Raw genomic sequence first — 26,501 nt, forward strand, 5'->3', positions numbered from 1 at the left:
TTTCCAGGAATAACTTATAATTCCGCCTGCCCCTAGGGCGCGGAACCTAATTGCCAAAGCATAGTTAAGCTACTTGCTGTGCAGCTCTATGTCTTTTTTGATAAAGACCTTCCAAGGTCTTGTTAATGTCCTGTAATTCTGGAGTCAAAGTGGAAAGATTTCCACTGACGTCCGTGGTAACTTCTTTACCACAATGTATACATTTATATTCCTTAATGTGATGGGTAACCTTCTTGGACACGGAATAATGATGGCCAAAAAGATTGCAAAAAAACTTTTTCATACTTGTAGGTTTATCAAGTCGCATTCGATGATTTGGGGTCAAATGAATACGAAATTCTGGATTTGGGTTAACTGCTTACAATGTCCGTTGAGCAATATATAGCATACAACGTCTTAGCGCTGTTTTTTATTGGGTATAGCTGGCATTTCTTTTTAAAAATTCGACAAAGTGCACCTTTTCGAATAATCCGGAACATGAGCTGAAGTAGCTATGCTTGGCATAAAGCTTAATTTTAGACTACCTTTCGGGCTTTAAAAAAATCGATAAAGTGAACGTAACCAAGGAAACCTTTGTAACGGCATTTGCCTTATTCTCACTTTTCTTTGGTGCCGGTAATCTTATCTTGCCTCCATTGCTAGGCTTTCGTTCCGGAGAACTTTGGTGGTTGGTAGCCCTGGGATTTTGTCTCTCTGCGGTTTTAATTCCTATTTTGGGTATCTTGGCCCATGCCCGTTTGCAAGGAACACTTTTTGATTTAGGAAAAAAGGTGTCCCCTACTTTTAGTTGGGTCTATTCTTTTTTGATTTATGCCATCGCCATTAGTTTACCTTCTCCTAGAACGGCTGCTGTTACCCATGAAATGGCCATTGCACCTGTGTTCCGAACTCCCTCCATTTTGACCAGCTCTATCTATTTTATACTGGTCTTCATTTTTGTTATGAACCGATCCAAAATCCTAAATGTGATTGGAAAGTGGTTAACCCCGGCAATTATTCTCATCCTTTTGGCAATTATCTCTACGACCTTCTTTTCGTTCGAATTCAATTTTGGAAATATCAATTTTAATAGTCCTTTTACCGATGGCGTCTTGGAGGGTTACCAAACGTTCGACGCTATTGGGGCCGTTGTCGTTGGTGGAGTGATCATCGTCTCCATAAACCTTAAGATGGCCGATGCCAATTACAATGAAAAGAAAGCCCTAATTGCCAATGCCGGATGGTTGGCGGGATCAGGACTGTTCCTTATATATGCAGGGCTTATCCTTACCGGGGCCCTGATGCATTCCGAATTCGATGACACTATTACCCGAACCGCATTACTGAGTGGTATCGGCAAGTATACCTTGGGTAGTACAGCTAATCTGCTTCTTAGTGTTTTAGTGGGATTGGCCTGTTTTACTACAGCCGTGGGCATCATTACGGGAACTTCAGATTTTGTAAAGTATCGTTTCAAAAATTCGCAAAAGGCCTATACCCTAACAGCATTGATCGGGTGCGTTCTTGGAGTGGCCATGGGACAATTCAATGTAGGGTATATCATTGCCGTGGCCTTGCCGGCCCTCATGTTCGTTTACCCGATTACCGTAGTTTTAATTCTACTTAATGTAATTCCCCTGAAGTTTGCATCGCCAAAAGTCTTTAAATGGGTGGTATTTACCACGATACTTTTTAGTATTCCCGATTTCTTGGCCAGTATTGGTCTTGGGGAATCGATTGCCGGTATTTCTGAATGGATTCCTTTAAGTCAATTTAGTATGGGATGGGTATTACCCGCCACTGCAATTTTTGTATTAAATAATTTTACAACAAAAGATCAATAATCTGAATTGCGTTTGTTTACTCGAAATCTATTTTTTTATAGGTTAAGTCTTCCCTAACTGAACGAACAAGGTAACTTTACCCAATCCCTATTGCTAAAGTTGAAGCTTTTCTTTTGAAGAAGCACTTTCCTCAATTGATGTAGCTGCCCCGGTCAACATGTCAATTGGGATTATATAAAAACGGGAAAATGCCCTCGTGAAAATCAAATATTTCCCATCTGCGGTAATAACCGGAAAGTTTTCCGTTTCTGCAGTATTTATTCCATTGTTCAACTTTTTCGGCCGGGTCCAATCATTATTTTTAAAATAAGAAATATATAAATCCGTATTCAAGGTTCCTTTTTTGGATTCCTCCTTAATACAAACTATGAGATAATCCTGGTTCGGGGCCATGGCGAATTCGTAGATTGTTAAGCCCTGCTGGGACCTCCATCGGTTTATGGGTTCAAATGGTTTCGGCTCGTCATACGTGTCATTATCAAGCAATTCCATCTTATAGGAATAGGTATGTGCCCAATCGGGTGTATCCGATGTAAAGAAAATCGAACCACTTTTAGCCATTGAAGGTTGGGAATTGTAGTTATATATTAGGCTTTTTGGCCCCAATTCTTTGGGCAATCCATAACTCCCGTCAGATTGCTCAATCGACCAGAAATTGTAATTCGGCTTATCTGTTGTATCATTTTTAGTCCTCATGTTGGACAAAAAAATAAGCTTGTCCTTTTTCGGAACATTTAGTTGGTATGTAAACGAATACTCCTCATCATAATATTCGGCCACCTGCGGTGCGTTCCACTTGCCTTTTTGAAAGGTGGATCGATAGGGTATATATTTTTCCTGATCCTTTGTTTTCTTTCGAAAAAAGAAGAAGGAATTATAATCGTCTGAAAAAGAGCCCTTATAGGTATTTCGCGCCACGGCCAATTCAGGGGCAAAAACGGTCAAGGAATCAATATTTTCATACTTGGTCAACCCGTTGGCCGTTTTATAATTCGTGCAACTTGCCACTAAAAGCCCAAATATACCTACGGCTATCTTAATTCTTTTTTTCATCGTTTTCCATTCAATAAATGTCCATTGATCCCAATATAAATACTACTCCTTTGTGTAAGTGAGCCAACACAACTATTTCGCCATAAGGGATTCGATTTCCTCCAATTCAATCGGGATTTTATGCATTAGATTAAACGGTTTCCCATTCTCCTGAATGACCACATCGTCTTCCAATCGTACCCCCATTTTTTCCTCGGGAATATAGATGCCCGGCTCAACTGTAAATACCATATTGGCCTTCATAGCCGTCTTTAGCTCCCCATAGTCATGGGTGTCCAAGCCAATATGGTGACTGGTGCCGTGCATAAAGTACTTTTTATAAGCTGGCCAATCTTTATCCTCGTTCTGTACATCGGCCTTATCCAAAAGGTTTAGGTCTAAGAGTTCGGAAGTCATCACCTTCCCTACTTCCTTGTGGTACTCAGCCCAAATTGTTCCGGGAACCAGCATTTGTGTCGCTTCTTTTTTAACACGTAAAACGGCTTCATATACCGACTTTTGGCGTTCGTTGAATCTACCATTTACGGGAATGGTGCGTGTAAGATCACTGGAGTAGTTGGCGTATTCCGCAGCGACATCCATTAAAATTAGTTCCCCATCCTTACACTGCTGATTGTTCTCTATATAATGAAGTACATTGGCATTATTGCCCGAAGCGATTATAGGCGTGTAGGCGAATCCTTTGGAACGATGACGTACAAATTCGTGGAGCAATTCGGCCTCAATCTCATATTCCCAAACGCCGGGTTGTACAAAATCCAACACGCGTCGAAAGCCTTTTTCGGTAATATTGCACGCCTTTTGCATAAGGCCTATTTCCTCGGATTCCTTAACCCCACGAATCTGCTGTAAAATAGGATTACTTTTGGCGACGCTATGTGCCGGGAACTTCCGTTTGCATTCTTGAATAAATCGATCTTCTCGGGTCTGGGTCTCTACGGCTTGCCGATAATGTTCATTGGTATTTAAATAAATAGTGTTGGCCTCGGTCATGAGGTCAAAAAACACCTTGTCAAAATCGGACAGCCAATAAATGGTCCCGATTCCGGAAACTTCCATGGCCTTTTCCTTGGTCAATTTTGCCCCTTCCCAAACGGCAATATGAGCATTCGTTTCCCTTACGAAGAGAACTTCACGATGTTTTTTGTCCAGAGCATCGGGGAAAAGTACCAAAATTGTTTCCTCTTGATCCGCGCCGCTCAGATAGAAAATGTCCCGATGTTGCTGAAAGGGCATTGTGCTATCCGCACTAATGGGGTATATATCATTGGAATTGAATACCGCTAAACTTTTGGGCAGCATTCGGGCCATGAATTTTTTACGGTTCTTTACAAAAAGTGTATTGGGAATTTGGTCGTATTTCATTTTGACATGTGCTTTGACCAAAAATAGCGATTTCCGTGAAGATCTAAGTCATCAAAATAAAGAGACCCCAAAGGTTTTAAAACCTTTGGGGTCAGAGTTTACGTTGGTTATGTTATCGTTGTTATTTTCCTATCGCATTTTTGATAGCCCCTATAATGGCCATGAGAACGCCGCCGCCTACTCCACCTCCGGCTATACTGCCTAAAATGCTGGCCATATCCATTTCCCCACCACCGGTTTCCAATCCCAACATTCCTAAAAGTTGGCCTCCAAGGCCCCCTCCCAAAATTCCCAAGACAGAGTTAACCACAGTTCCTAAGGACAGGTTGTTCATTAACTTCCCAGCCAAGTTGCCTCCGATGGCCCCTGAGATTAACTGAATAATTAACGGTAAGTATTCTTCCATTTTTAAAAGGTTTGGTTGGTTATTGTCAATAAATTAACAAAAAATTAGGTTAATACGCAACTAGGCGTTGTATTATTTATCATTTTATCATTCAAGTGCCTGTTTTAAGATTGGCAATCAACTAAACTTGAGTTGATACGATTTCTGGTGAAGTTTCCTTAACTTTCCCAATATGATTTTTTAAATACGGAATCTTATGCGTGGATTTGTAACTACAGGTCTATTATTCTGTCACTTTTTGATTTTTGGGCAACCATCTTCCACTGCATCGCAAGAGGTGGTAGAAGGGCTTCGCCAAAAAAATCAGATGGCCAATACTACATTGGTAAAGAATATTCCGCTGAAAAATGTGGGGCCATCTGTGATGAGCGGCCGTGTGGTAGACTTGGACGTAAATCCAGAAAATCCTGCGGAGTTTTACGTAGGCTACGCTTCGGGTGGGCTTTGGTATACCAAAAATAACGGCACCTCGTTTGATCCGGTATTGGATTCCTCAGAGACCCAGAATGTAGGGGATGTTGCGGTAGATTGGAATTCGGGTACTATTTGGGTCGGCACAGGCGAAAACAATGCATCCAGATCTTCATATGCAGGTATCGGGATACTTAAATCCACGGATAAAGGTCGGACTTGGCAACATATGGGCCTGGCCGACTCACATCATATCGGGAGAATCCTTTTACATCCCAATAATCCCGATGAAGTTGTGGTAGGGGTTACGGGGCATTTGTATTCTGCCAATTCCGAACGGGGTGTATTCAGGACTTCGGATGGGGGGAAATCTTGGCAAAAAACCCTTTTTATAGACGATGAAACAGGAATTATAGATTTGGCCCACGCACCGGGCAATTTCAATACCCTGTATGCAGCGGCATGGCAGAAAGATCGAAAAGCATGGGATTTTACAGGTAGCGGCAATGCCTCAGGTGTTTACAAGAGCACCGATGCAGGAACCACCTGGAATAAAATCTCAACATCGGAAAGTGGGTTTCCTACAGGTGATGGCATGGGCCGTATTGGTCTGGACGTTTTTGATGAGAACACCCTATATGCGGTGCTTGATAACCAATTTCGTCGTAAAAAAACAGAGGAGTCCACAAAGAAATCGGACAAGCTTAACAAAGATGATTTCAAGACCATGTCCTCTGAACGTTTTTTGAAACTGAATAACCAAAAACTCAATGACTTTCTGAAGACCAACAATTTTCAGGAAAAATATAGGGCGGAAAATGTAAAGCAACTTATTCGAAGCGGATCGGTAAAGCCGATAGATCTGGCCAACTATTTGGACGATGTCAATGCGCTTCTTTTCGATACGCCGGTAATCGGAGCCGAGGTCTACCGAAGTGATGACGGTGGCAAAACTTGGGCCAAACAAAATGAAAACTACATTGATGACCTTTTCTATAGTTATGGGTACTACTTCGCCCAAATCCGGGTAGATCCCAATGATAAGGATAAAATCTATTTAGGTGGTGTCCCCATACTAAAATCAGGAGATGGGGGCAAGACCTTTACTTCCATCAGTGGCAAAAATGTACATGCCGATCATCATGCTCTTTGGATCAATCCTACACGTTCGGGCCATCTGATTAACGGGAACGACGGAGGTGTAAACATCTCCTACGATGATGGGGAACATTGGATAAAAAACAACTCCCCGTCCGTAGGGCAGTTCTATGCCATAAACGTGGATAATGAAGAACCCTATAATATCTATGGCGGATTGCAGGATAATGGTGTTTGGAAGGGGCCACACAATGCGGAAGAAAACAGTCTTTGGCATCAAACTGGTCACTATCCTTGGAAATCCATCTTGGGGGCTGATGGTATGCAGGTGCAGATAGATAATCGAAATTCCAATACGGTATATACAGGGTATCAATTCGGAAATTATTATCGTTTGGATTTGGAGAAAAACCAAAGAATCGGGATAATGCCCAAACATGAATTGGGGGCTCCCCCATATCGTTTCAATTGGCAAACCCCAATTCTACTGTCCTCCCACAATCAAGACATCCTATATATAGGAAGCAATGTACTTCACCGCTCCATGAACCAAGGGGATGATTGGGAACCCATTTCGACAGACCTTACCCAAGGCGGTCGGAAAGGCAACGTTGCCTATGGTACCTTGACTACGATCTCAGAATCTCCATTCGCCTTTGGACTATTGTATACCGGAAGTGATGACGGTCTTGTCCATGTTTCCAAAAACGGAGGCGGGAGTTGGGAAATTGTATCTAGCTCTTTCCCTAAAGGTTTATGGATAAGCCGTCTTACCGCTTCCAAGCATAAAAAGGAGCGGGTGTATGTAAGTTTAAACGGGTATCGCTGGGACGATTTCACTCCCTATGTTTTTGTAAGCGATGATTATGGCAAGACTTGGAAAGATATTTCCAAGGGCATCCCAGCTTCGCCCGTGAATGTGATTATTGAAGATCCCGAAAATGAGAACCTCTTGTTCACTGGAACGGACAATGGACTTTATGTTTCTTTTGACCGAGGCGAATCATGGGAGGTCTTCCAAAATGGAATGCCCAACGTTGCGGTGCATGATCTGGTCATCCAACCTGATGCCAAGCACCTTTTGGTCGGCACCCATGGCAGAAGTATTTACAAGGCGGACATTGCCCATATGCAACAACTGAAACCTGAGGTATTGGAAAAAGACTTACATGTTTTTGAAATTGAACCCATAGTATATTCTCCAAATTGGGGCAATTCCTCCGGAGCCTGGTCAAAACCCACAACTCCAGGGCTGGATGTTGTTTTTTATAGTTCCGAGCCGGCCACTTTTTCTGCCACCATCAAGACATTGGATGACATTGCCGTTAGTAGCACTGATATCCAAGCGGATAAAGGCCTTAATATCTTGTCCTATGATGTGGCTTTCTCAAAATCGGGGAAAATGGCTTACTTGAAAAAAAACAAGAAAGAGCTGAAGGAGGCCCAAAATGGAAAGACCTATTTGCCCAAAGGAAGGTACACCTTGATTTTGGAGGGGAATGGGAACAGTGAACGTTTGGAATTTGAAGTAAAGGATGCTTCCAAAATAAAATAAATATAATTTTAATCTAAAACTTGAAAACAATGAGGTTCAAAAGTATGGTTTGCGCCGGTTTATTTATAGTCCTAACCGGAAACCTCTATTCCCAGCCAGAAGAATCAAACAAAAGCAAAATTAATGTTCTGATTGTCGATGGTCAAAACAATCATAACCAGTGGCCCAAAATTAGCTTTATGCTCAAGCACTACTTGGAAGATGCAGGTTTGTTTGAGGTAGATGTGGTTAGGTCTGCCAATACGTGGGAGGGTGACGACTATCTGGAAGATTTCCATATTGACGGAATCGGAAAAACTGTGGCCATGGAGAAACCCAAACCCGATCCCAATTTCAGCCCCAATTTCTCCAATTATGATGTAGTTATTTCCAATTTTGGATGGAATGCGGCTCCCTGGCCGGAATCGACCCAAAAGACATTTGAAAAATATATGGAAAATGGAGGCGGACTGGTGGTCTTTCATGCCGCGGACAACTCTTTCCCCAAATGGGAGGCCTACAATAAAATGATAGGCCTTGGCGGTTGGGGCGATCGAACGGAAAAAGATGGTCCCTATGTTTATTTCAATGATGCGGATGAGCTTGTTCGAGATACTTCTGCTGGAAAAGCCGGGGCACATGGTCCCCAGCATGAATATGTTATCCAAGTTAGAAATACGGAACATCCAATAACAAAGGACATGCCAACCAAATGGCTTCACACCAAGGACGAACTCTATGAACGCCTTCGTGGCCCTGCGGAAAAAATAGAAATCTTGGCGACGGCCTATGCTTCTCCGGAAATGAAGGGCTCTGGGCGACATGAACCCGCATTAATGGTACTAGACTATGGTAAGGGACGCATCTTCCATAACATTATGGGGCATGCGGATTATTCCGTAGAATGCCTTGGTTTCATTACTACAATAGTACGGGGTACTGAATGGGCCGCCACTGGGAAAGTAACACAAGAAATTCCCGAAGGTTTTCCAACGGAAAACAAATCCAGCTCCCGGGTGTTCAAAAAATAAGCTGCCATGCAATTGACCTTAAGTATTCCTGCGTTGCTTTTTCCAGCCATTTCCTTGACCATGTTGGCCTACAATGCACGCTATTTGGCCATTGCTGCCCTAATTCGGCAATTGCACAAACAATTTGAGGAATCCTCCTCATCGCCATTGAAAAGACAGATCCAACAACTACGCAAACGCTTGGGTATCATAAAAAACATGCAGGCCAGTGCCATTGTCAGTTTTTTGTTATCGGCGGTAACCATGTTCCTAATTTACGTGGAGCAAGATATTTTGGCCAATGTTATTTTCGGCATCAGTTTGGTGTTCTTAATGGTCTCTCTTTTCCTTTCGCTGATAGAGGTACAATTATCCACCAAGGCTTTGAGCATTCAATTGAACAATATGGAAAAATAGTCCCCATTATTCACTAAAAAGAACATTGATCATTGGCCATCACTTCGAACTGGGTCAGAAACTTCATAAGTAGCGGTCTTCCTTTCCTTGCAGTGAAAACCCAAAAATAATGCTATATTTATCCTTTATACCTCATACGTAAATTTTGCTATGAAACGTGTAAGAGACCTTGATTTCTTTAAAAATATTCGGGAAATACGAGAATTCGAATTCGGAGTTTTCTATTACTTCGAAGGTTTGGTCATTTCTGAAATGAAGGAAGGTGCCTTCTTCAATTGGAAAATGGCCAAAAAGGCCATTAAGGCGGCCCATGAAATCTTTGGGGAAGATCAACCCATCGCGTACATATCCAACCGAATAAACAGCTATACGGTAGTGCCTACCGATTGGGTAAAGTTTTATAAAAATAGACACCAGCTCGATTTTTATTCCGTTGTTGGAAGTACCAAGGGTAGCTTCGCGAGCTTGGTTCTGGAGAGGATGTTTTTTCAAAATTCCATTAACCAGTTTTCCGACTTGGAAAGTGCCGTGGAATGGAGTGTAAACAAAATCAAAAGTCGGAAAAGAAGAATTGGCATAGTGCCGCAATAACCAATACGCTACGCATGTTGAAACCCTTTCAGATTATCCTCGGTCTAAAGGTTCAAAATCCTTGTTACAATTGGGTTTCATAGCTTTTACGAAACTCGACTTCCAAATATTTCGTATTTTTAAATGTGATAGTTGATATTCAACAATACTTCAGGAACAATCCAAACTTCAACAAACTTGTAGGTGACAATTACCTTTTTGTTGAATATAAGTGTCCCATCGATATTGAAAAATTCCAATTGTTCACGGATTCGCATATCATTAACTATGTAATAAGTGGGAAAAAGGATTGGATTGCACCCAATAAAACATACCATATAGAAGGAGGGGACGCCATATTTGTAAGAAAGGGTATTTATACAACGAGACAACATTTTGAGGTAGATTTTTGTGTGATACTGTTTTTCATCGACGATGACTTCATCATCAATTTTCTTAAGGAGCATCCTTCATTACAATTTCCATCGGAGAAAAATGAATATGACCAGATTTTCGAAATTGATGTAAATGACACTTTTAGTTCCTTGATCTATAGTGTATTTAACTACTTTAAACAAAGCGGAGGTGTTCCCAAAAGTTTGGTGGAAATAAAATTTAGGGAATTGCTGTTCAATATTATTTTAAACCCAAGGAATAGACCATTAGCCAAGTATCTGAACTCTCTTCTGGAAACCGAAAAAACAGATTTGGAATATACAATGCTTAAAAATTTTCAACATAATCTTAGCTTGGATGAATTCGCAAGACTATGTGGTAGAAGCCTATCCACTTTCAAAAGGGACTTTAATGAACACTTCAAAGAGACTCCGGGAAATTGGATCAAGAACAGGCGTTTGGAATGTGCAAAAGCATTGCTTACCCGTTCCTCGCTTACGATAAATGAAATCTGTTATGAAAGTGGTTTCAAAAACCCATCACACTTCAACAAAACGTTTAAGGAAAAATATAATCTTCCTCCACAGCAGTTTCGTTCTGCAAAAAACAAATAACAATATATTGTTCTTTTTCAACAGGTTAGGCTGAACTTCAGAACAAATCATTTGACCTTCTGAGAAAACTACACCTGGAAAAGTTGGTCCAATTTTGCATGGTAAACAAATTACAATACCATGGAAACAAAAACACCACAAACAAAAAATTGGATTCTACAAGCCCATGAACTGGGAAAAGCATTTACTGAAAAAGCAATGGAGCATGATGCCAATGGCACATTCGTCCATGAAAACTATGCGCTTTTAAAATCAGAAGGTTATTTCTCCGCACTAATTCCCATAGAATTGGGTGGAGGAGGAGTTTCATATTCTGAAATGTGCAACATTATAAGGGTCATTGGAAGTTATTGCGGCTCTACTGCATTGGCATTTTCTATGCACCAACATTTGGTGGCTGCTGCGGTATGGAAATACAAGCACAAAAATGAAGGGGCGAGAACACTTGCAAAAATAGCTGAAAGCCAGTTGGTTCTGGTAAGTACCGGGGCCAAAGATTGGTTGGGATCCAATGGAGAGCTTACAAAACTTGATGGAGGCTATTTGTTTTCGGCCAAAAAACACTTTGCCAGTCAATCTGTTGTCGGTGACATTGCCGTTACGAGTTCTATTTTCAAAAATCCGGAAGGGAACAACTCTGTATTACACTTTTCGGTTCCATTAAAACAAAAGAGGGTATCCCTTGTGGACGACTGGGATGTTATGGGCATGCGAGCCACGGGGTCGCAAACCATTTTCTTTGAGGAGGTCTTTATTCCAGAAGATGCCATTGCCTTGACACGAAAGCAAAACGAATTTCACCCTGTATGGAATATTGTACTGACCGTGGCCATGCCCTTAATTATGTCCGCTTACATGGGCATAGCTCAAGATGCTCATGAAATGGCTGTAAAAAGTGCACGGCAAAACAGACAGCAACATTCAATCTATAGTATTGGTCAGTTGCATAACACTTTGCTTTCGGGGCAAGCACAATGGAAGGCTATGCTGGAGCTGACCAGCAACCTGGATTTTAGACCTTCGGAACTACATACGGCGAATATGTTAGCCTATAAAACCAATGTTTCGGATTTGGCAAGGGAGGTAGTAAGCCTGGCCATGGAAATTGTTGGAGGTCAGAGTTTTTACAAACTACATCGTCTTGAAAGATTATTTAGGGATGTTCAGGCATCACAGTTTCACCCACTACCCAAATGGAATCAATATGAATTCACAGGAAAGCAAATTCTTGGAAGAGAATAGAACGCTAAAAGCAAGTAATCTAAAAATCAAAAATTATGAAAAGTATAATTTTTTCATCGGTTTTTCTTTGTATTATACTAAATATGCAAATAAGTAAAGGGCAAGAGAATCAGCTAGTTGCATCCAATAATGGTACAACAAAAACAACCGCGCCTTCAAAATCAATAATAGAGAAAAAAATTAGAAACTATGATTATCTAAAAAGAAATGCCCAAAATGAACGGGCATTGGAAATAGATAAGCTACAGCGGGAAGCAGCTAATTTCAATCTCAGTTCTTTGGCTATTTATGATCAAAGCGAAAAATCAAAATACGATGTGATCATAAGATCCCCATATTCCAAATTATATATTAAATATGATCCTCTAGGAAACATTATAAGTAGCGCTGAACAGTATAAAAATTTAAAAGTCCCATTAAAACTAAGTCAAAAAATTGCTAGAAAATATCCGGGATGGGGTTTTGAAAAATCAATCTATTCCGTGAAATATAGAAATGGAAAATCACTTAAGGGCAAATACAATATTCGCCTTAGGAAAGGGGAAAAATATAAATCTGTCCAATTCAATGTTTTATAAAAACATCTCGTTCATGGCTTAACCCGCATGAGCGATTTTTTATTTCCCCAATAAAGAACAATCAACCATCCGATATTCAGGTTATTCGTATCTTGTTCCAAACCATACTAATCTATGAGAGTTCTTTTATTAAGCCTTATAGTTGTTGGTCTTTTTCCCTCTTGTAAACAAGGCGAAAAGGAGCCGATAAACCCACCTAATATCTTATGGATATCCACGGAAGACATTAGCCCCGCTTGGGGTTGTTATGGGGATAGCATGGCGACGACACCAAACATAGATGCATTGGCAAGCCAAGGTTATGTTTTTACCCAAGCCTTTTCCAATGCTCCCATATGTGCTCCGGCAAGGGCAACTTTGATTACGGGAATGTATGCTACCAGCACCGGCACCCAAAATTTAAGGTCTACCATCCCCATGCCGCAAAATCTAAAAATCCTATCTCAGCTCGTATCGGAAAAAGGGTATTTTACCTCCAATAACTCCAAAACGGACTACAATTTTAGCCCTGATGACAAATGGGACGACTTGGGGAACCAAGCGCATTGGAGAAATAGGGAGGATAAGTTACCCTTCTTTAGTGTCTTCAATTTCGGGATTACCCACGAGGGCCATGCCAACAAATACAATCCAGATGATACAAAATCCTTGAAAAAGAAGCATGACCCAAAGGATATGATAGTTCCACCCTACTTCCCGGACACTCAGGAATTTCGAAAAATAATAGCGCATCAGTATGATCTCATCAGCGTTTTTGATCAGGAAGTTGGCAAGCTAATTGAACAACTTAAGGAAGATGACCTTTATGAAAATACCATCATTTTTGTATTCTCGGACCATGGTTTTGGGTTGCCCCGCTACAAAAGATGGCTATATGATACGGGACTGCGCGTACCTTTTGTATTGCACGCTCCGGAGAAATACAAGCATTTGGTCTCCAATCTTAATGCGGGAAATATCGATAAAATGGTAGGTTTCGTAGATTTTGCTCCGACCGTTTTAGGTCTTGTTGGAGCAGAAATTCCTCCAATTATGGAAGGAAAGAGTTTTTTGGGTACAAATGCACAAAACAAAAAATACATTTTTGGTTATCGCGACAGGGCAGATGATGTTTTTGATGTCAGTAGGTCAATTTTTGATGGCAGATATTTATATATCCGAAATTACTTGCCACATAGACCATACATTCAAAATGCACAGATATTCAATACAGGGAAAAGGTCATATGACGAGCTGTTCCGAGTAAAGAACTTAGGAGAACTTTCGGAGGAATCCCTAAAAATGTTTAAGCCAAAAGCCGTTGAAGAACTTTACGACTTACAAAAGGACCCAAATGAATTGCACAACCTAATTGAAGACCCCCAATACGAAGAAGTTAAGAACAAACTTCATGAAAAGGTAAAAGACCACATTGTTGAAACAAGGGATACCGGATTTATGGCGGAGGGCCAAATGATGATCTTAGGAGAAAACAGTTCCGTCTATGAAATGGCAAGGGATCCCAGCCAATATAGACCGGAACACGTATTGGAAATTGCGGAATTGGTAGGCCAAATACAGGATCTGAATCAATTAGAAAAGTACATTCAAAGTCAGGATCCATCGGTTCGGTTTTGGGCACTAAACGCTTTAGACGCTTTTGAGGGGGATATAAGCTCACAAAAGGAAAATGTATTGGATGCATTGGATGATTCTTCTCAACCCAATCGGGGATTGGCAGCAGAAATTTTGATCAACAAGCTAAATCGACCCAAGGAAGCATTAGGAGTTTTGGAGGGTTTACTGCAACATCCAGAAAATGAAGTTGTGCTGCTTCATATTGCCGTGAATGTGAGAAACCTAGGGGGAAAAGCAGCCCCATTGATTCCGTTAATCAAGGAAAAAGTATTTCCAAAAATAGCTGGAGATGTATGGGGGCGCTACAAAAATTGGTCCTATCCCATGTTTATTGGAATGGCATTGGATCAAACTTTGATTAACTGTGGTGAGTCCATTGAATAAAACGAGCCAAATGGAACAACCATGAGAAACTATATTACCCTTTGCTTAATTGTCATCCTGATAGTGTCCTGTTCGCACCCCTCCCAAAACCATGGAAAGGTATCCAAAGTGGATAGTCTGGCCCTTAAGCAAGCAAAAATCAATGGCGATTTGGCAAATGAAGGTCTTCAACGTTGCCAACGGTTTGTTACGGATTGGCTGGCCAAGGCAGACACTACTACCGGACTCATTCCCAGAAATCTGGATGAAAGTTTGGATATCTGGAATGCCCAGGATGCGGCTGCGGACAACTATCCATTTATGGTCTTGACAGCTGCTTTAACAGATTCAAACCTTTTCCAAGGGCGAATGCTGGACATGTTGCATACGGAGACCCGATTGACCTCCCGCTTGGGGAACCTTCCCGACACGTATTCGTTTAGCAAAAAGGGGTTTGAAACCCAAGAATATGACCTGCACAATTTGTTGTTCGGGTCTTCAGAGTATATAAAAGATGGCCTTTTACCACTAACTGAATGGTTAGGCCCAAGTCCTTGGTCGGATAGGATGATTGCTATTTTGGATGATATTTGGAAATATGCCCCTATTAAAACGTCCCATGGAAACATTCCCTCTACCAATGTAGAATTGAATGGAGAAATGTTGCAAGTACTTTCCCGAGTGTATTGGATGACCGGAGAGGGGAAATATTTGGAGTGGGCCACAAGACTTGGGGATTATTATGTATTCGGAGACCATCATCCCACTCGAAATTTTGAGGTTCTCAGGCTCCGAGATCATGGTTGTGAAATAGTATCCGGATTGTGTGAACTCTATGCAACCTTAAGCAAAGCCAATCCTGAAAAAAAAGAGGTATATCAACCTCATATCCATGAAATGCTTAACCGGATTTTAGCGGTGGGGCGAAATGATGACGGCCTTTTTTATAATGCCGTTGACCCTAAAACCGGAACCGTAAAATGGGAAGGAACGACGGACAATTTTGGGTATACCCTAAATGGCTTTTATACAGTATTTCAAATAGATTCCGTTGAAGCTTACAGGGAGGCAACGATAAAGGCGCTTGAAATACTCAACCAAAAATACCGAAATTATGATTGGGAACACGGGTCATCCGATGGATATGCCGATGCCATTGAGGGAGCCTTAAATTTATATGCAAGGGAGCCCCTACCCTCAACAGAAGCATGGGTCGAGAGTGAAATTCAAGTCATGTGGTCCCTACAGGATTCCAGTCATCGCAAAAATGCCCAAAAATGGAAAGGTTCAGGGATTATTGAAGGTTGGCATGGTGACGGTAACTTTGCTAGAACCACAATAATGTATTGCCTATGGAAAACCCAGGGTACCACCATACAGCCATGGCGATCGGATATTAAATTAGGGGCAGTAGACAGCGATGATGGGATAATCCTAAGCATTAAGGCAGATGAAGATTGGCAAGGGATACTGAAATTTGATGCGCCCAGGCACCATACTATAATGCAAATGCCTGCTGATTGGCCTCGGATCAACCAGTTCCCGGAATGGTTCACGGTAAACCAAGAAAAAGCCTACGAGGTGAAAGATCTGACCAATGGTTCATCCACAAACTATAAAAGGAAACAGCTCTTGGAAGGAATTGAATTTACCCTAAAGAAAGGTACCGTATATGCGATTAGGGTAAGTCCTATTTGAAACGCACAATCATTGGTTGGCTCCTGGTTTATGAGAATGCATCGTCAAGTAGTCAGGAAACACCCCTACCCAAATGGAACAAGGCATCGCCTTGATTGACTACTGCCTGATGATTAACGCTAATGACGTATCCATCAAAAGGAGACTTTATTCGCTTCGTATGTTTGGCGTAAGTGTCCGTTACGATTCCCATTAATTGTCCCTTTTTCAACTCACTACCATTGATAATCTCCGGAATGAACATTCCGGCTGTGGGTGCTCGCAGCCATTTTCGGTCCTTAAGAAGAATGGTTTCCTTGCGTTCCACCAAGAGGGGGCCTTTTTTGGTTATCATCCCGAAGTGTTTTAACACATTTAAGATGCCCTGCATACCTTCCAAAATAGCATAATCGTCAAAACGCATACTTTCCCCGGCCTCAAAAACAATGGTAGGTTTCCCCATACGATAAGCGGCATTTCGAAACGACCCTTTGATTAATCGTGATGCAAAAGAAATGGGCGCGTTAAAGATTTCTGCCAAATCCTTGCTTTTTTTATCCTCTTCGGTAAATCGGATCTGTGGGAAATTGTGCCGTTGGGCACCTCCTGTATGGAGGTCTATGGCAAAATCCATTTGGTGCATAATCTCGGTAACGTAATGATAGGCTATCCTACTGGCCATGGATCCTGATTTTGTTCCTGGAAAGCTTCGGTTTACATCCTTTCCATCCGGAACGTCCCTGGAAAAATGGATGAAACCAAAAATATTGAGAATAGGTACGGCGATGACCGCACCTTTTTTGACCTTAAGCTCCTTCTGCTTAAGCATTCTCCTAACAATTTCAATACCATTGATTTCATCTCCATGGAGGCCAGCTTGTACCAATAAAACAGGGCCTGGCTTTTTGGCGTTGAAAACATATATGGGAATATCGATAAGGGTACCGGTAGGTAAGCGGTCAATATTAATTTTTAAAAGTTTGCTTTCCCCAGGAGCAACGCTCTCACCTCCGATGATGATTTCCCTATTTTCTTCTTCTACGTCCATTTCTCTCAACAAATAAAATGATTTCCTTGGCCACATTAATTCCTGTAGCGGCCTCTATGCCTCGTAACCCAGGGGAGGCATTGACCTCAATCAACAGGGGTCCCTTTTTGGAACGGATCAAATCCACTCCGGCAACCCCAAGTCCTAAATGTTTGGCTGCGTTTAGGGCGATGAATTGTTCCTTTGCGGTTGGTTTAATGGATTCCGTGGCACCTCCCCGATGTACATTGGATCGGAATTCGCCAACTTCACTAATACGTTTCATAGCGGCCACTATCTTGTTGCCGATTACGATAATCCGTATATCCTCGCCATTGGATTCCTCTATATATTTTTGGATAAGTATACTAGTATCCATCTTATAAAAAGTATCGATAATGGATTTGGCAGATTTTTTGGTCTCCGCCAAAATCACTCCCAAACCTTGTGTACCTTCTTGTAGTTTGATGATGACGGGGGTACCTCCTAAAATTTTAATCTGTTCCTCTATGTTATCCGGATTTATGGAAAATAGGGTTTCAGGTATTGGGATGCCTTTTCTGGCCATTATCTGTAACGTCCGCACTTTGTTTCTGGCCCTTGTAATGCCCAAGGAACGAGCTGTACTAAACACTCCGTTCATTTCAAATTGCTTTACTATAGCCGCTCCATGACGGGTTACCTTGGCCCCAATCCGAGGTATAACTGCATGGAATTCTTGCGTAATGTTTTCATCGCGCAAATAAATTTGGGGTTTGCCCGAACCTAATTTTACCGAACATTTGGTGTGATCAATAAGTTCAATATAATGTCCAAGTTTTTCCGCCTCTTCGGCTATCCGCTTCGTTGAATAGACGTTCATGCTAACGGAAAGAAGTCCAATGTCCATTTTAAGAATTGTAATGGTATAGTTTTCCAGATTGTAATATCGGGTAAAAAAGGACTTCCACCAAAACTTGAGAGCTAATGCAGCCTGCAAAGGCGTATTTGTAACAAAACCATATGTGGATTTGACATACTTCTTACCAATTTGAAACTTGAAAGTTATTTGTATTTAATTTCTATCCAAGGGTTAGTACCTTACCGAATATGCTCGTGCCCCCAAACCAAAAAATCAAAAATGTAAGACTAGGGGGTACCATAACAAACTAATGATTTCATTTGCAAAAAGGCTTTTGTTGAACATTTAAGACTAAAATCAAGGCATATATGAATAACCGTTCAAACGATTTTGGCTTTTACTTATAATACTTCTAAATAAGGATCATTGGATTGTTGAAAGTTTGTTAAAAACTTCCCTGTACAGTAAATTTGTAGTTAAAACCAGCTACTAATGAGTGGATTGATAAAGTCTTCAATTGCCCGAAAAGTTGTGATGGCTCTTTCGGGTCTATTTTTAGTGATTTTTTTAGTATTACATGTCACCATTAACCTCGCTTCCGTTATTTCCCCGGAGTTTTTTAATGAAGCCTCCCATTTCATGGGATACAATCCATTGGTGCAATTTATTATGCAACCTATTTTAATCGCCGGTGTCATTGTACATTTTGTGATGGGGTTTGTCCTAGAGTTACAAAACAAAGCGGCCCGTGGCATAGGCTATGTGAAATACAAAGGTAGCGCCAATGCACCTTGGGTCTCACGGAACATGATTTATTCCGGCTTAGTGATCTTAGCTTTTCTGGGGCTTCATTTTTACGATTTTTGGATTCATGAAATGGCATACAAATATGTTGAGGCAAACCCTGAAGATCCTACCCGGTACTATGCAGAGACGGTTGAAAAATTCGCTCCGTTTTGGCGAACTATTCTCTATGTGGTTTCCTTCGTGTTGCTGAGCCTTCATTTGTGGCATGGCTTTGCCTCATCCTTGCAAAGCATGGGTATAAACAATAAATACACTCCTGCCATAAAATCATTTACAAAACTATTTGCGGTGGTCGTTCCCTTAGCATTTGCATTCATTGCTATCTACCATCACCTTAACCCAATAACACATTAATTATGGGCGTATTGGACTCTAAAATTCCATCAGGGCCATTGGCCGATAAATGGGTCAAGCATAAAAACGAAATCGACCTTGTAAACCCTGCAAATAAGCGAAACATTGATATTATTGTGATAGGAACGGGTCTTGCGGGAGGTTCTTCTGCCGCTACCCTAGCGGAGCTAGGTTATAACGTAAAGACTTTCTGTTATCAAGATTCCCCAAGGAGGGCCCATTCCATTGCGGCTCAAGGTGGGGTAAATGCTGCAAAAAACTATCAGGGCGATGGGGATAGTGTATATCGCCTTTTCTATGATACCGTGAAGGGAGGGGATTATCGCTCCCGGGAAGCCAACGTTCATCGGTTGGCCGAAGTGTCTTCCAATATAATCGATCAATGTGTGGCGCAAGGGGTCCCTTTTGCTAGGGAATATGGGGGTCTTTTGGATAACCGTTCCTTTGGTGGTGTATTGGTATCCCGTACTTTTTATGCCAAAGGCCAGACCGGACAACAGTTGTTACTTGGTGCCTATGCCGCCATGAATCGGCAAATTCAAAGGGGTAAGATAAAATCCTATACCCGACATGAAATGTTGGATTTGGTACTTGTGGATGGCAAGGCGCGTGGAATCATTGCAAGGGATTTGGTAACCGGAGACATTGAAAGACATTCGGCACATGCCGTAGTCTTGGCCAGCGGGGGTTATGGAAATCTATTCTTCCTCTCTACCTATTGTATGGGGGCCAACGTTATGGCCGCCTGGAGAGCACACAAAAAAGGAGCTTTCTTCGCCAATCCGTGTTTTACACAAATACATCCCACTTGTATCCCCGTTTCCGGAGACCATCAATCCAAATTGACCTTGATGTCGGAATCCCTGCGAAACGATGGCAGAATTTGGGTCCCCAAACGCTTGGAAGATGCGCAGGCCATTCGGGAGGGCAAATTGAAACCGACCCAGTTGAAAGAAGAGGATAGGGATTATTATTTGGAAAGGAGATATCCCGCATTCGGAAACCTGGTACCTCGCGATGTTGCCTCCAGGGCTGCTAAGGAACGTTGTGATGCGGGCCATGGGGTAAATAAAACAGGAGAGGCCGTTTACCTCGATTTTGAAGCTGCCATCATGCGTTACGGCAAAGAAAAAGCCTATACCTCCGGTATTAAAAATCCGGATAAGGAAACCGTACGAAAACTAGGTAAGGAAATTGTCGCCGCCAAATATGGCAACCTGTTTCAGATGTATGAAAAGATTGTTGACGAGAATCCTTATGAGACCCCAATGATGATCTATCCTGCTGTGCATTATACTATGGGCGGACTTTGGGTGGATTACAATCTACAGACCACCATCCCTGGTTGTTATGCCGCAGGAGAGGCCAATTTCAGCGATCATGGCGCCAATCGTTTAGGAGCATCCGCATTGATGCAGGGCTTGGCAGACGGATATTTTGTTTTGCCATATACCATAGGAGATTACCTATCGGACGATATTCGTACGGGTCCTATTTCCACAGATACCCCAGAATTCGATACTGCTGAAGAGGAGGTCAAAAATCGAATTACAAAGCTGATGTCGGCCAAAGGAGAGCATTCCGTAGACTATTATCACAAAAAATTGGGCAAGATCATGTGGAACAAATGTGGTATGTCCAGAAATGAAAAAGAATTGAAGGAGGCCATTGCTGAAATTGCCGAATTGCGAAAGGATTTTTGGGAAAATGTAAAAGTAACCGGAAATCCCGATGATAAAAATCAAGAATTGGAGAAAGCAGGACGCGTGGCCGACTTTTTGGAACTTGGTGAACTCTTTGCCAAAGATGCCCTGCATAGAAACGAATCCTGCGGAGGACATTTCCGTGAAGAATACCAAACGCCCGAAGGCGAAGCCTTAAGGGATGACAAGAACTTCAAATATGTTGCTGCTTGGGAATACATAGGTGAGCCCAAGGACGCTAAATTACACAAGGAAGATTTGGTTTATGAAAATATTAAAGTGAAAACAAGAAGTTATAAATAGGTTATTGTGTTAATGAGTTTTTAAGTTATAAGATTGGGTAGTCTTAAATCTTTTGAGGAATTAGCTTGTTGGAAAGAAGCTCGAATTCTTCGGAATTTTGTCAAGGATTATATTATTCCTAAGCTTCCCAGTTCTGAAAAGTTTGAGTTAGCAAGTCAAATAAGACGCTCTTCTCGATCTGTAGGAAATAATATTGCCGAAGGATTCGGTAGGTTTCATTATCAGGAGAACATCCAATTTTGCAGAATAGCTAGAGGCTCCTTAAATGAAACATTAGATCATGCCATAATAGCATTTGATGAAAATTATATCTCCGAGAAAGTTCTACAGGAACTGCGGGATTTTCATGATAAAACCCAAAAAATTTTAAATGGTTATATCAAATATTTGAAAGATTCCAAGGTCAGTTAATAAATAAACTCAGTAACAAAATAACTGAGAAACAAAGTAACTTTTAAGACATGAAAATATATCTAAAAATATGGCGTCAGAAGGATGCAAGTTCCAAAGGCAAAATCGTTGATTATACCTTGAATAATGTAGAATCGGATATGTCCTTTCTGGAAATGCTGGATGTCCTTAACGAGGATTTGGTGGCAAAAGGAGAAGAGCCGGTAGAGTTTGATCATGATTGTAGGGAAGGTATCTGCGGAACATGTTCTCTTATGATCAATGGGCAACCCCACGGTCCCGACCGCCTGATTACCGTTTGTCAGCTACATATGCGAAGCTTTAATGATGGGGACACCATCGTAATAGAACCGTTTAGAGCCAAAGCTTTTCCGGTAATCAAGGACTTGATCGTTGATCGAACTGCTTTTGATCGTATTCAGCAGGCCGGAGGGTATATTTCGGTTAATACATCGGGCAATCCCGTAGATGCCAATGCCATTCCGATTGAAAAGCACGTTGCGGACAAAGCCATGGATGCGGCTACCTGTATTGGCTGTGGTGCCTGTGTTGCCGCCTGTAAAAATGCAAGTGCCATGTTATTCACCTCTGCCAAGGTTTCCCAATTTGCCTTGTTACCACAAGGTAGGGTGGAAGCCGCTGAGCGGGTACAGAATATGGTGCGCCAAATGGATCTTGAAGGCTTTGGAAACTGTACCAATACCGGGGCCTGTGAGGTAGAGTGCCCCAAGGGAATTTCCTTGGAAAATATCGCCCGCATGAATAGGGAGTATTTGAGTGCCTCCGTAGAAGGATAAAAACTTTTAAGATTTAAAAAAAATCCCTGACTCCATTCAATGGAGTCAGGGATTTTTTTATTTAACTGGGATACAGATATCCACAAAGAATACCCCCTCGGGGTGTTGTTTACCATTGTTATGATAAATTTCATGGTAATGGCCTTCCCTTAATTCAAAGTTGTTTTCCGGAATCCATAGCGTCATACTATTCCACGCCTTTTCAAACTCCTCCACTTTGATTTGAAAACTGCCCACTGCAAACCTTCCCTTGGGAATGGTAAGCTTGCCTATTTCGCCATTTGTTTCCACATCTGCGTCAACCGTCAAACAGGCACTGGATTGCATTTTTGATTCATCGGTGACCCTAGGACTGTCATAATAGATTCCTACCATTTTGGTTTTGGGGAAGTTTAAAAGACCCCTAGGTCCGGCCCAATTCATCAATCTTTCGTAAACCTTTCCAATCCCGGAATACGCGCCCTGATGTCTAAGGTGGACTAAATTCAATTCGGGCATTTCCTTTACTTCTACTTTTGTCTTCATTTGTAACCAGTTTTTTAGATTATCCATGCTGTAAAAGTATTTCTGGAAAGACACTTTGTTTTCTCCTTTCTTGCTTTCGATCTTGCCTATCTTGCTAAATTCGCTTTGCCCCTTTTTCTGAAACTCGGTAGCGCTCATTCCGTAAAACTTACGAAACGCCCTTGAGAAGGAATAAATACTTTTAAAACCATACTGATGGGCCAATTGGGTCAATGATTCGCTCTTCCCCGGATAGAATAACCGGCCGGCGATTTTTTCAATACGCCTTCGGGTTATATAACCGTTCGGGGTCTCACCCAATAGGGCAGAGAAAATACGATGGAAATGAAAAAGTGAGAAACAGGCAATTTTGGAAAGTTCTTCCAAGGACAAATCTGCATCCAGGTTGTTTTCGATGTACTCCACAACCTTGTTAATCCTATGGATATACAGTAGCTGCTGTTGATTCCTATTTTCCATTACCCATAAATTTTCTTCTAAAAATAAGGGTTTCTCCAAGAGAAAATCAAGTAGGTTTAAATGTCGCAAGATTCGTTAAATTTCCTGGATATTTTCCTTTACAAAACACTTTTGGTATTTTTAAACCATGCCAAAAAACTATCAGGAAGAACGTATTAAGGTACCTCGATTCAATGAGGAATCAGGGTTCTATACTACCCCTGAACGTTCCAAGATTATGGGCAAGATCCGAGGCAAGAATACCAAACCGGAGCTGGCCTTCAGAAAGGCACTCTGGGCAGCTGGATTTCGCTATCGCGTAGACTACAAGAAATTGATCGGCAAACCTGATATCGCCCTAAAAAAATACAAAACGGTGATTTTTATCGATGGCGAATATTGGCACGGCCATAATTGGGAAGAACGGAAGCCAAAAATAAAGACCAATCGGGAATTTTGGATCGCCAAAATAGAACGAAATATGCAACGGGATAAAGAGGTAAATCTTGAACTAAAAGCATCGGGATATACTGTTTTTCGTTTCTGGGAGAGCAAAATAAAAAAGGAACTGGATGTTTGCGTGCACCAAGTCGTTTCCCATTTAAAGTCGGTTGAAAAGGCATCGGATTAGCCTTCACTCCTATTCATATAAGATATAAATCCGAGTCTACTAAAAAGCCAATCTATTTTCAAATATGCGCAATTTGTTTTCCTAGTATGGCATAGAGCTGATCTATCTCACCAACTTTTATTTCAAAATCCGAATACTCCGGTGAATCGTTCAGACTTTTACATACCACAGTTTTAGTTTTCCTGTTATAATCGCTGATTACTTTGCACATTACATTTCCTTTATAAACCAATATAGAGGCACCATTAGGATTGCCTTGCATATATCCCTGAATTTTGTCCAATTGTACAAGCTTCCCTAAAACTATGGACTTGAACGGGATACTGTTCAAAGAACCATCGTCCATGGAGTTATTGGAGATTTCAAAAGCCATATAATGTGCTACGGATACTCGATCCAATACGAATCCAATTCTCGGTAAAGTTTGAACAAAGACTTTTTTTGCATATTGTTTTGAGAATTTGCCATATTGCTCGGTCAAAAGCAAGGGAGCGTAAATCAGATATTTACCTGGGGCCAGTTTGGTTATGGTGTGTCCCTTTTCAACCGTTTCAGGGGTATCATATGCCGCACCCTTTTCATTGAGGTTTTCATTGGAATATAACTCTGCAATAGTGACATCAAAATATTGCGCAATTTTTGTAAGATTTTTTATGGGAATATTGGCATCTTTTTTTTCATAAAGCTGAATAGTGCGCAAACTTACCCCTATGGCCTTGGCCAAATCGGTCTGATTTATACTTTTTTTACGCCTTAATTGCTTCAATATAAACATAAGTTTGTATTATTGTGTAATAATCCTACATATTTTGTAGAAAAACGAAATTAAACTGCACTATTTGTATATCGTTTACAAACAAATATAACAAAATACGCAACAGGACTATACAATGCTCAAACCACGGCCCTGGAACATAATTGGGAAAAGAATCAATGTATCACCATACTATAAGTTTATTAACCCCCTAATACACTACAACCCATGTTTACAGATCAGGAATACGGAAAACCCATTAACGAGAAATTATCACTAACATTAAGAAGAAACACTACCAAAGATGATTTTGCCAATGTGGCCACCACCACAGGTGTAAGCTTTTCAACCATTAGAGACGTAATCTATAGAACCAATAGTCTTACAAAATCAAACTCCAAAGCCATTGAAGAGCTTCTTCGGATCGCCTTTGACAATTCCTTGGCAAGACAGCTTTTAGCAGAGGGGGATAAGCACTACCTGCACAAATTTTTACAAACTCATAGGTAAACATTCCCTTTTACCCAATCAGTAAGTGCTAAATTGTCTATTTTTAGGGCAATACTTGTGTTCATGGCAATTTTTAAGACCAATATCCCCTCCAAACTCCCCAATGCAAAGACCACTATTTTCACTACGGTGGGTAATCTGGCCAGAAAACATAAGGCCATTGATCTTTCCCAAGGGTTTCCCAATTTTGAGGCCGATAAAAAGCTAATGGGTTTGGTATCCGATGCCATGCTACATGGCCATAACCAATATGCCGCTATGCAGGGTTACTATGGACTTCGGGAAATCATCGCCGAGAAAATAGAAAAGTTGCACAACCGAAGTTATAATCCTGAAAAAGAAATTACGGTAACCGTCGGGGCCACTCAGGCCATTTTTACGGCGATTACGGCGTTTGTCCACCCAGGTGATGAAGTCATAGTACTAAAGCCTGCTTACGACTGTTACGAGCCGGCCATTGAAGTAAACGGTGGTGTTACCGTACCTGTCCAGTTGAAGGGAAAGGATTATCACGTGGACTGGGAAGAATTTCGAACCAGGATTACCCCAAAGACCAGAATGGTCGTCATCAACACCCCACATAATCCCAGTGGTCGGATTTTCTCCAAAACCGATATGCTACAGCTTCAGGAAACTCTACGGGACACCAATATCATTTTGGTCAGTGATGAGGTATACGAGCATATTGTTTTTGATGGAAAGGAACACGAAAGTGCTTCGCGCTTGGATGATTTGGCCTCTCGTAGTTTTGTCTGTGCCTCTTTTGGAAAGACCTTTCACGTTACCGGATGGAAAATGGGTTACTGCGCCGCACCGGCCGAACTGATGCACGAATTCCGAAAAACACACCAATTCGCCGTTTTCTGTGTGGATCATCCCGTGCAGCGGGCCATGGCAGAGTACTTAAAAAATGAAGCGCACTATTTGGAGCTGAAGGACTTTTACCAACAAAAAAGGGACTATTTCCTAAGTAGGCTTGCAGGTTCCAAATTTAAGTTTATACCTTCGCAAGGCACCTATTTTCAATTGCTGGATTATACGGCAATAACCCATGAATCGGATGAAGTTTTAGCGCGACGATTAATAGTGGATTACAAATTGGCAAGTATTGCCATATCCTCTTTCAATTTGAATAACCGGGACGATAAAGTGCTACGATTTTGTTTTGCCAAAACTGAGGATACGTTGGAAAAGGCCACCGAAATTCTTAGGCGCGTTCAATAAGG

Annotated in this window: 25 protein-coding genes; 17 read left to right on the forward strand and 8 right to left on the reverse strand. The window is 41.4% G+C overall.

What is annotated here, in order from left to right:
* Positions 1 to 64 precede the first annotated feature (64 nt).
* Entirely contained in the window at positions 65 to 283 is a 219-nt protein-coding gene (locus tag D7Z94_RS02240) for a hypothetical protein (RefSeq protein ID WP_120710841.1), read from the reverse strand.
* A 268-nt stretch (positions 284 to 551) separates the two neighbouring features.
* Between D7Z94_RS02240 and brnQ the strand changes: the two genes are divergently transcribed.
* Positions 552 to 1,823, forward strand: coding sequence for a branched-chain amino acid transport system II carrier protein (gene brnQ, locus D7Z94_RS02245; protein ID WP_120709875.1), 1,272 nt, complete (start codon positions 552 to 554; stop codon positions 1,821 to 1,823).
* 93 nt (positions 1,824 to 1,916) lie between these two features.
* Here the strand turns inward: brnQ and D7Z94_RS02250 are convergent, their stop codons facing one another.
* The 3 genes from D7Z94_RS02250 to D7Z94_RS02260 form a co-directional block, all read right to left on the reverse strand.
* Complete coding sequence (locus D7Z94_RS02250; protein ID WP_120709876.1) at positions 1,917 to 2,876, reverse strand: hypothetical protein; 960 nt, start codon at positions 2,874 to 2,876, stop codon at positions 1,917 to 1,919.
* A 72-nt stretch (positions 2,877 to 2,948) separates the two neighbouring features.
* The gene (locus D7Z94_RS02255) at positions 2,949 to 4,241 is read right to left on the reverse strand and encodes an aminopeptidase P family protein (protein WP_120709877.1); all 1,293 of its coding nucleotides are present in this window, start codon (positions 4,239 to 4,241) and stop codon (positions 2,949 to 2,951) included.
* 121 nt (positions 4,242 to 4,362) lie between these two features.
* Positions 4,363 to 4,647, reverse strand: a complete 285-nt coding sequence (locus tag D7Z94_RS02260) for a hypothetical protein (protein WP_120709878.1) — start codon at positions 4,645 to 4,647, stop codon at positions 4,363 to 4,365.
* Between the two features lie 196 nt (positions 4,648 to 4,843).
* Here D7Z94_RS02260 and D7Z94_RS02265 point away from each other — a divergent pair, with 196 nt between their 5' ends.
* From D7Z94_RS02265 to D7Z94_RS02305, 9 genes are all read left to right on the forward strand, one after another.
* Positions 4,844 to 7,711: a VPS10 domain-containing protein gene (locus D7Z94_RS02265; protein ID WP_120709879.1), complete on the forward strand. Its 2,868-nt coding sequence runs from the start codon at positions 4,844 to 4,846 to the stop codon at positions 7,709 to 7,711.
* Between the two features lie 179 nt (positions 7,712 to 7,890).
* Positions 7,891 to 8,721, forward strand: coding sequence for a ThuA domain-containing protein (locus tag D7Z94_RS02270; protein ID WP_245967121.1), 831 nt, complete (start codon positions 7,891 to 7,893; stop codon positions 8,719 to 8,721).
* A gap of 6 nt (positions 8,722 to 8,727) precedes the next feature.
* Positions 8,728 to 9,117 (forward strand): DUF2721 domain-containing protein, encoded by a 390-nt coding sequence (locus D7Z94_RS02275; RefSeq protein ID WP_120709881.1) that lies wholly within the window; start codon positions 8,728 to 8,730, stop codon positions 9,115 to 9,117.
* 150 nt (positions 9,118 to 9,267) lie between these two features.
* The gene (locus D7Z94_RS02280) at positions 9,268 to 9,708 is read left to right on the forward strand and encodes a hypothetical protein (RefSeq protein ID WP_120709882.1); all 441 of its coding nucleotides are present in this window, start codon (positions 9,268 to 9,270) and stop codon (positions 9,706 to 9,708) included.
* Positions 9,709 to 9,833: 125 nt separating this feature from the next.
* Positions 9,834 to 10,697 (forward strand): AraC family transcriptional regulator, encoded by an 864-nt coding sequence (locus D7Z94_RS02285; RefSeq protein ID WP_245967122.1) that lies wholly within the window; start codon positions 9,834 to 9,836, stop codon positions 10,695 to 10,697.
* Positions 10,698 to 10,817: 120 nt separating this feature from the next.
* Positions 10,818 to 11,939 carry an acyl-CoA dehydrogenase family protein gene (locus D7Z94_RS02290; protein ID WP_120709883.1) on the forward strand — a complete coding sequence of 374 codons (1,122 nt, stop codon included), beginning with the start codon at positions 10,818 to 10,820 and terminating at the stop codon, positions 11,937 to 11,939.
* A 35-nt stretch (positions 11,940 to 11,974) separates the two neighbouring features.
* Positions 11,975 to 12,517, forward strand: a complete 543-nt coding sequence (locus tag D7Z94_RS02295; protein ID WP_147415814.1) for a hypothetical protein — start codon at positions 11,975 to 11,977, stop codon at positions 12,515 to 12,517.
* Positions 12,518 to 12,631: 114 nt separating this feature from the next.
* The gene (locus tag D7Z94_RS02300; protein ID WP_120709885.1) at positions 12,632 to 14,518 is read left to right on the forward strand and encodes a sulfatase-like hydrolase/transferase; all 1,887 of its coding nucleotides are present in this window, start codon (positions 12,632 to 12,634) and stop codon (positions 14,516 to 14,518) included.
* A gap of 21 nt (positions 14,519 to 14,539) precedes the next feature.
* Positions 14,540 to 16,195, forward strand: a complete 1,656-nt coding sequence (locus tag D7Z94_RS02305; RefSeq protein ID WP_120709886.1) for a hypothetical protein — start codon at positions 14,540 to 14,542, stop codon at positions 16,193 to 16,195.
* A 52-nt stretch (positions 16,196 to 16,247) separates the two neighbouring features.
* Here the strand turns inward: D7Z94_RS02305 and D7Z94_RS02310 are convergent, their stop codons facing one another.
* Together D7Z94_RS02310 and D7Z94_RS02315 are read right to left on the reverse strand one after the other, a co-directional pair.
* Positions 16,248 to 17,222: a succinylglutamate desuccinylase/aspartoacylase family protein gene (locus D7Z94_RS02310; RefSeq protein ID WP_120709887.1), complete on the reverse strand. Its 975-nt coding sequence runs from the start codon at positions 17,220 to 17,222 to the stop codon at positions 16,248 to 16,250.
* Positions 17,200 to 18,180, reverse strand: a complete 981-nt coding sequence (locus D7Z94_RS02315; protein WP_317125757.1) for a RimK family alpha-L-glutamate ligase — start codon at positions 18,178 to 18,180, stop codon at positions 17,200 to 17,202. The genes D7Z94_RS02310 and D7Z94_RS02315 overlap by 23 nt, the downstream gene beginning before the upstream one ends.
* 354 nt (positions 18,181 to 18,534) lie before the next feature.
* On the opposite strand from D7Z94_RS02315, the gene D7Z94_RS02320 reads away from it, so the two are divergent.
* Genes D7Z94_RS02320 through D7Z94_RS02335 form a run of 4 tightly spaced genes read left to right on the forward strand, consistent with a single transcriptional unit; the run spans position 18,535 to position 22,417 of the window.
* Positions 18,535 to 19,203 (forward strand): succinate dehydrogenase cytochrome b subunit, encoded by a 669-nt coding sequence (locus tag D7Z94_RS02320; RefSeq protein WP_120709888.1) that lies wholly within the window; start codon positions 18,535 to 18,537, stop codon positions 19,201 to 19,203.
* Between the two features lie 2 nt (positions 19,204 to 19,205).
* Complete coding sequence (locus D7Z94_RS02325; RefSeq protein ID WP_120709889.1) at positions 19,206 to 21,209, forward strand: fumarate reductase/succinate dehydrogenase flavoprotein subunit; 2,004 nt, start codon at positions 19,206 to 19,208, stop codon at positions 21,207 to 21,209.
* Between the two features lie 33 nt (positions 21,210 to 21,242).
* Positions 21,243 to 21,620 (forward strand): four helix bundle protein, encoded by a 378-nt coding sequence (locus tag D7Z94_RS02330; RefSeq protein ID WP_120709890.1) that lies wholly within the window; start codon positions 21,243 to 21,245, stop codon positions 21,618 to 21,620.
* A gap of 50 nt (positions 21,621 to 21,670) precedes the next feature.
* Positions 21,671 to 22,417, forward strand: coding sequence for a succinate dehydrogenase/fumarate reductase iron-sulfur subunit (locus D7Z94_RS02335; protein ID WP_120709891.1), 747 nt, complete (start codon positions 21,671 to 21,673; stop codon positions 22,415 to 22,417).
* A 57-nt stretch (positions 22,418 to 22,474) separates the two neighbouring features.
* Here D7Z94_RS02335 and D7Z94_RS02340 read toward each other — a convergent pair whose 3' ends face one another.
* On the reverse strand, positions 22,475 to 23,401 hold the full coding sequence (locus tag D7Z94_RS02340) for an AraC family transcriptional regulator (RefSeq protein ID WP_147415815.1): 927 nt from the start codon (positions 23,399 to 23,401) through the stop codon (positions 22,475 to 22,477).
* Between the two features lie 127 nt (positions 23,402 to 23,528).
* Between D7Z94_RS02340 and D7Z94_RS02345 the strand changes: the two genes are divergently transcribed.
* Positions 23,529 to 24,011, forward strand: coding sequence for a very short patch repair endonuclease (locus D7Z94_RS02345; RefSeq protein ID WP_120709893.1), 483 nt, complete (start codon positions 23,529 to 23,531; stop codon positions 24,009 to 24,011).
* 58 nt (positions 24,012 to 24,069) lie between these two features.
* Here the strand turns inward: D7Z94_RS02345 and D7Z94_RS02350 are convergent, their stop codons facing one another.
* A complete protein-coding gene (locus tag D7Z94_RS02350; RefSeq protein ID WP_158594578.1) occupies positions 24,070 to 24,777 on the reverse strand; it encodes a helix-turn-helix domain-containing protein in 708 nt (235 codons plus the stop codon).
* A 216-nt stretch (positions 24,778 to 24,993) separates the two neighbouring features.
* Between D7Z94_RS02350 and D7Z94_RS02355 the strand changes: the two genes are divergently transcribed.
* Positions 24,994 to 25,275, forward strand: coding sequence for a hypothetical protein (locus D7Z94_RS02355; RefSeq protein WP_120709895.1), 282 nt, complete (start codon positions 24,994 to 24,996; stop codon positions 25,273 to 25,275).
* Positions 25,276 to 25,338: 63 nt separating this feature from the next.
* Positions 25,339 to 26,499 carry a methionine aminotransferase gene (locus D7Z94_RS02360; protein WP_120709896.1) on the forward strand — a complete coding sequence of 387 codons (1,161 nt, stop codon included), beginning with the start codon at positions 25,339 to 25,341 and terminating at the stop codon, positions 26,497 to 26,499.
* Positions 26,500 to 26,501: the final 2 nt, after the last annotated feature.

It is taken from the genome of Ulvibacterium marinum, from assembly GCF_003626755.1.
GTDB lineage: Bacteria > Bacteroidota > Bacteroidia > Flavobacteriales > Flavobacteriaceae > Ulvibacterium > Ulvibacterium marinum.

Bases quoted from the DNA above. Each gene is read 5' to 3' on its own strand.
- D7Z94_RS02335 (WP_120709891.1), top strand. From the start codon at position 21,671: ATGAAAATATATCTAAAAATATGGCGTCAGAAGGATGCAAGTTCCAAA.
- D7Z94_RS02305 (WP_120709886.1), top strand. From the start codon at position 14,540: ATGAGAAACTATATTACCCTTTGCTTAATTGTCATCCTGATAGTGTCC.
- D7Z94_RS02250 (WP_120709876.1), bottom strand. From the start codon at position 2,876: ATGAAAAAAAGAATTAAGATAGCCGTAGGTATATTTGGGCTTTTAGTG.
- D7Z94_RS02290 (WP_120709883.1), top strand. From the start codon at position 10,818: ATGGAAACAAAAACACCACAAACAAAAAATTGGATTCTACAAGCCCAT.
- D7Z94_RS02280 (WP_120709882.1), top strand. From the start codon at position 9,268: ATGAAACGTGTAAGAGACCTTGATTTCTTTAAAAATATTCGGGAAATA.
- D7Z94_RS02345 (WP_120709893.1), top strand. From the start codon at position 23,529: ATGCCAAAAAACTATCAGGAAGAACGTATTAAGGTACCTCGATTCAAT.
- D7Z94_RS02270 (WP_245967121.1), top strand. From the start codon at position 7,891: ATGCTCAAGCACTACTTGGAAGATGCAGGTTTGTTTGAGGTAGATGTG.
- D7Z94_RS02295 (WP_147415814.1), top strand. From the start codon at position 11,975: ATGAAAAGTATAATTTTTTCATCGGTTTTTCTTTGTATTATACTAAAT.
- D7Z94_RS02265 (WP_120709879.1), top strand. From the start codon at position 4,844: ATGCGTGGATTTGTAACTACAGGTCTATTATTCTGTCACTTTTTGATT.
- D7Z94_RS02240 (WP_120710841.1), bottom strand. From the start codon at position 283: ATGAAAAAGTTTTTTTGCAATCTTTTTGGCCATCATTATTCCGTGTCC.
- D7Z94_RS02320 (WP_120709888.1), top strand. From the start codon at position 18,535: ATGAGTGGATTGATAAAGTCTTCAATTGCCCGAAAAGTTGTGATGGCT.
- D7Z94_RS02325 (WP_120709889.1), top strand. From the start codon at position 19,206: ATGGGCGTATTGGACTCTAAAATTCCATCAGGGCCATTGGCCGATAAA.
- D7Z94_RS02275 (WP_120709881.1), top strand. From the start codon at position 8,728: ATGCAATTGACCTTAAGTATTCCTGCGTTGCTTTTTCCAGCCATTTCC.
- D7Z94_RS02260 (WP_120709878.1), bottom strand. From the start codon at position 4,647: ATGGAAGAATACTTACCGTTAATTATTCAGTTAATCTCAGGGGCCATC.
- D7Z94_RS02310 (WP_120709887.1), bottom strand. From the start codon at position 17,222: ATGGACGTAGAAGAAGAAAATAGGGAAATCATCATCGGAGGTGAGAGC.
- D7Z94_RS02255 (WP_120709877.1), bottom strand. From the start codon at position 4,241: ATGAAATACGACCAAATTCCCAATACACTTTTTGTAAAGAACCGTAAA.
- D7Z94_RS02360 (WP_120709896.1), top strand. From the start codon at position 25,339: ATGGCAATTTTTAAGACCAATATCCCCTCCAAACTCCCCAATGCAAAG.
- D7Z94_RS02355 (WP_120709895.1), top strand. From the start codon at position 24,994: ATGTTTACAGATCAGGAATACGGAAAACCCATTAACGAGAAATTATCA.
- D7Z94_RS02340 (WP_147415815.1), bottom strand. From the start codon at position 23,401: ATGGAAAATAGGAATCAACAGCAGCTACTGTATATCCATAGGATTAAC.
- D7Z94_RS02300 (WP_120709885.1), top strand. From the start codon at position 12,632: ATGAGAGTTCTTTTATTAAGCCTTATAGTTGTTGGTCTTTTTCCCTCT.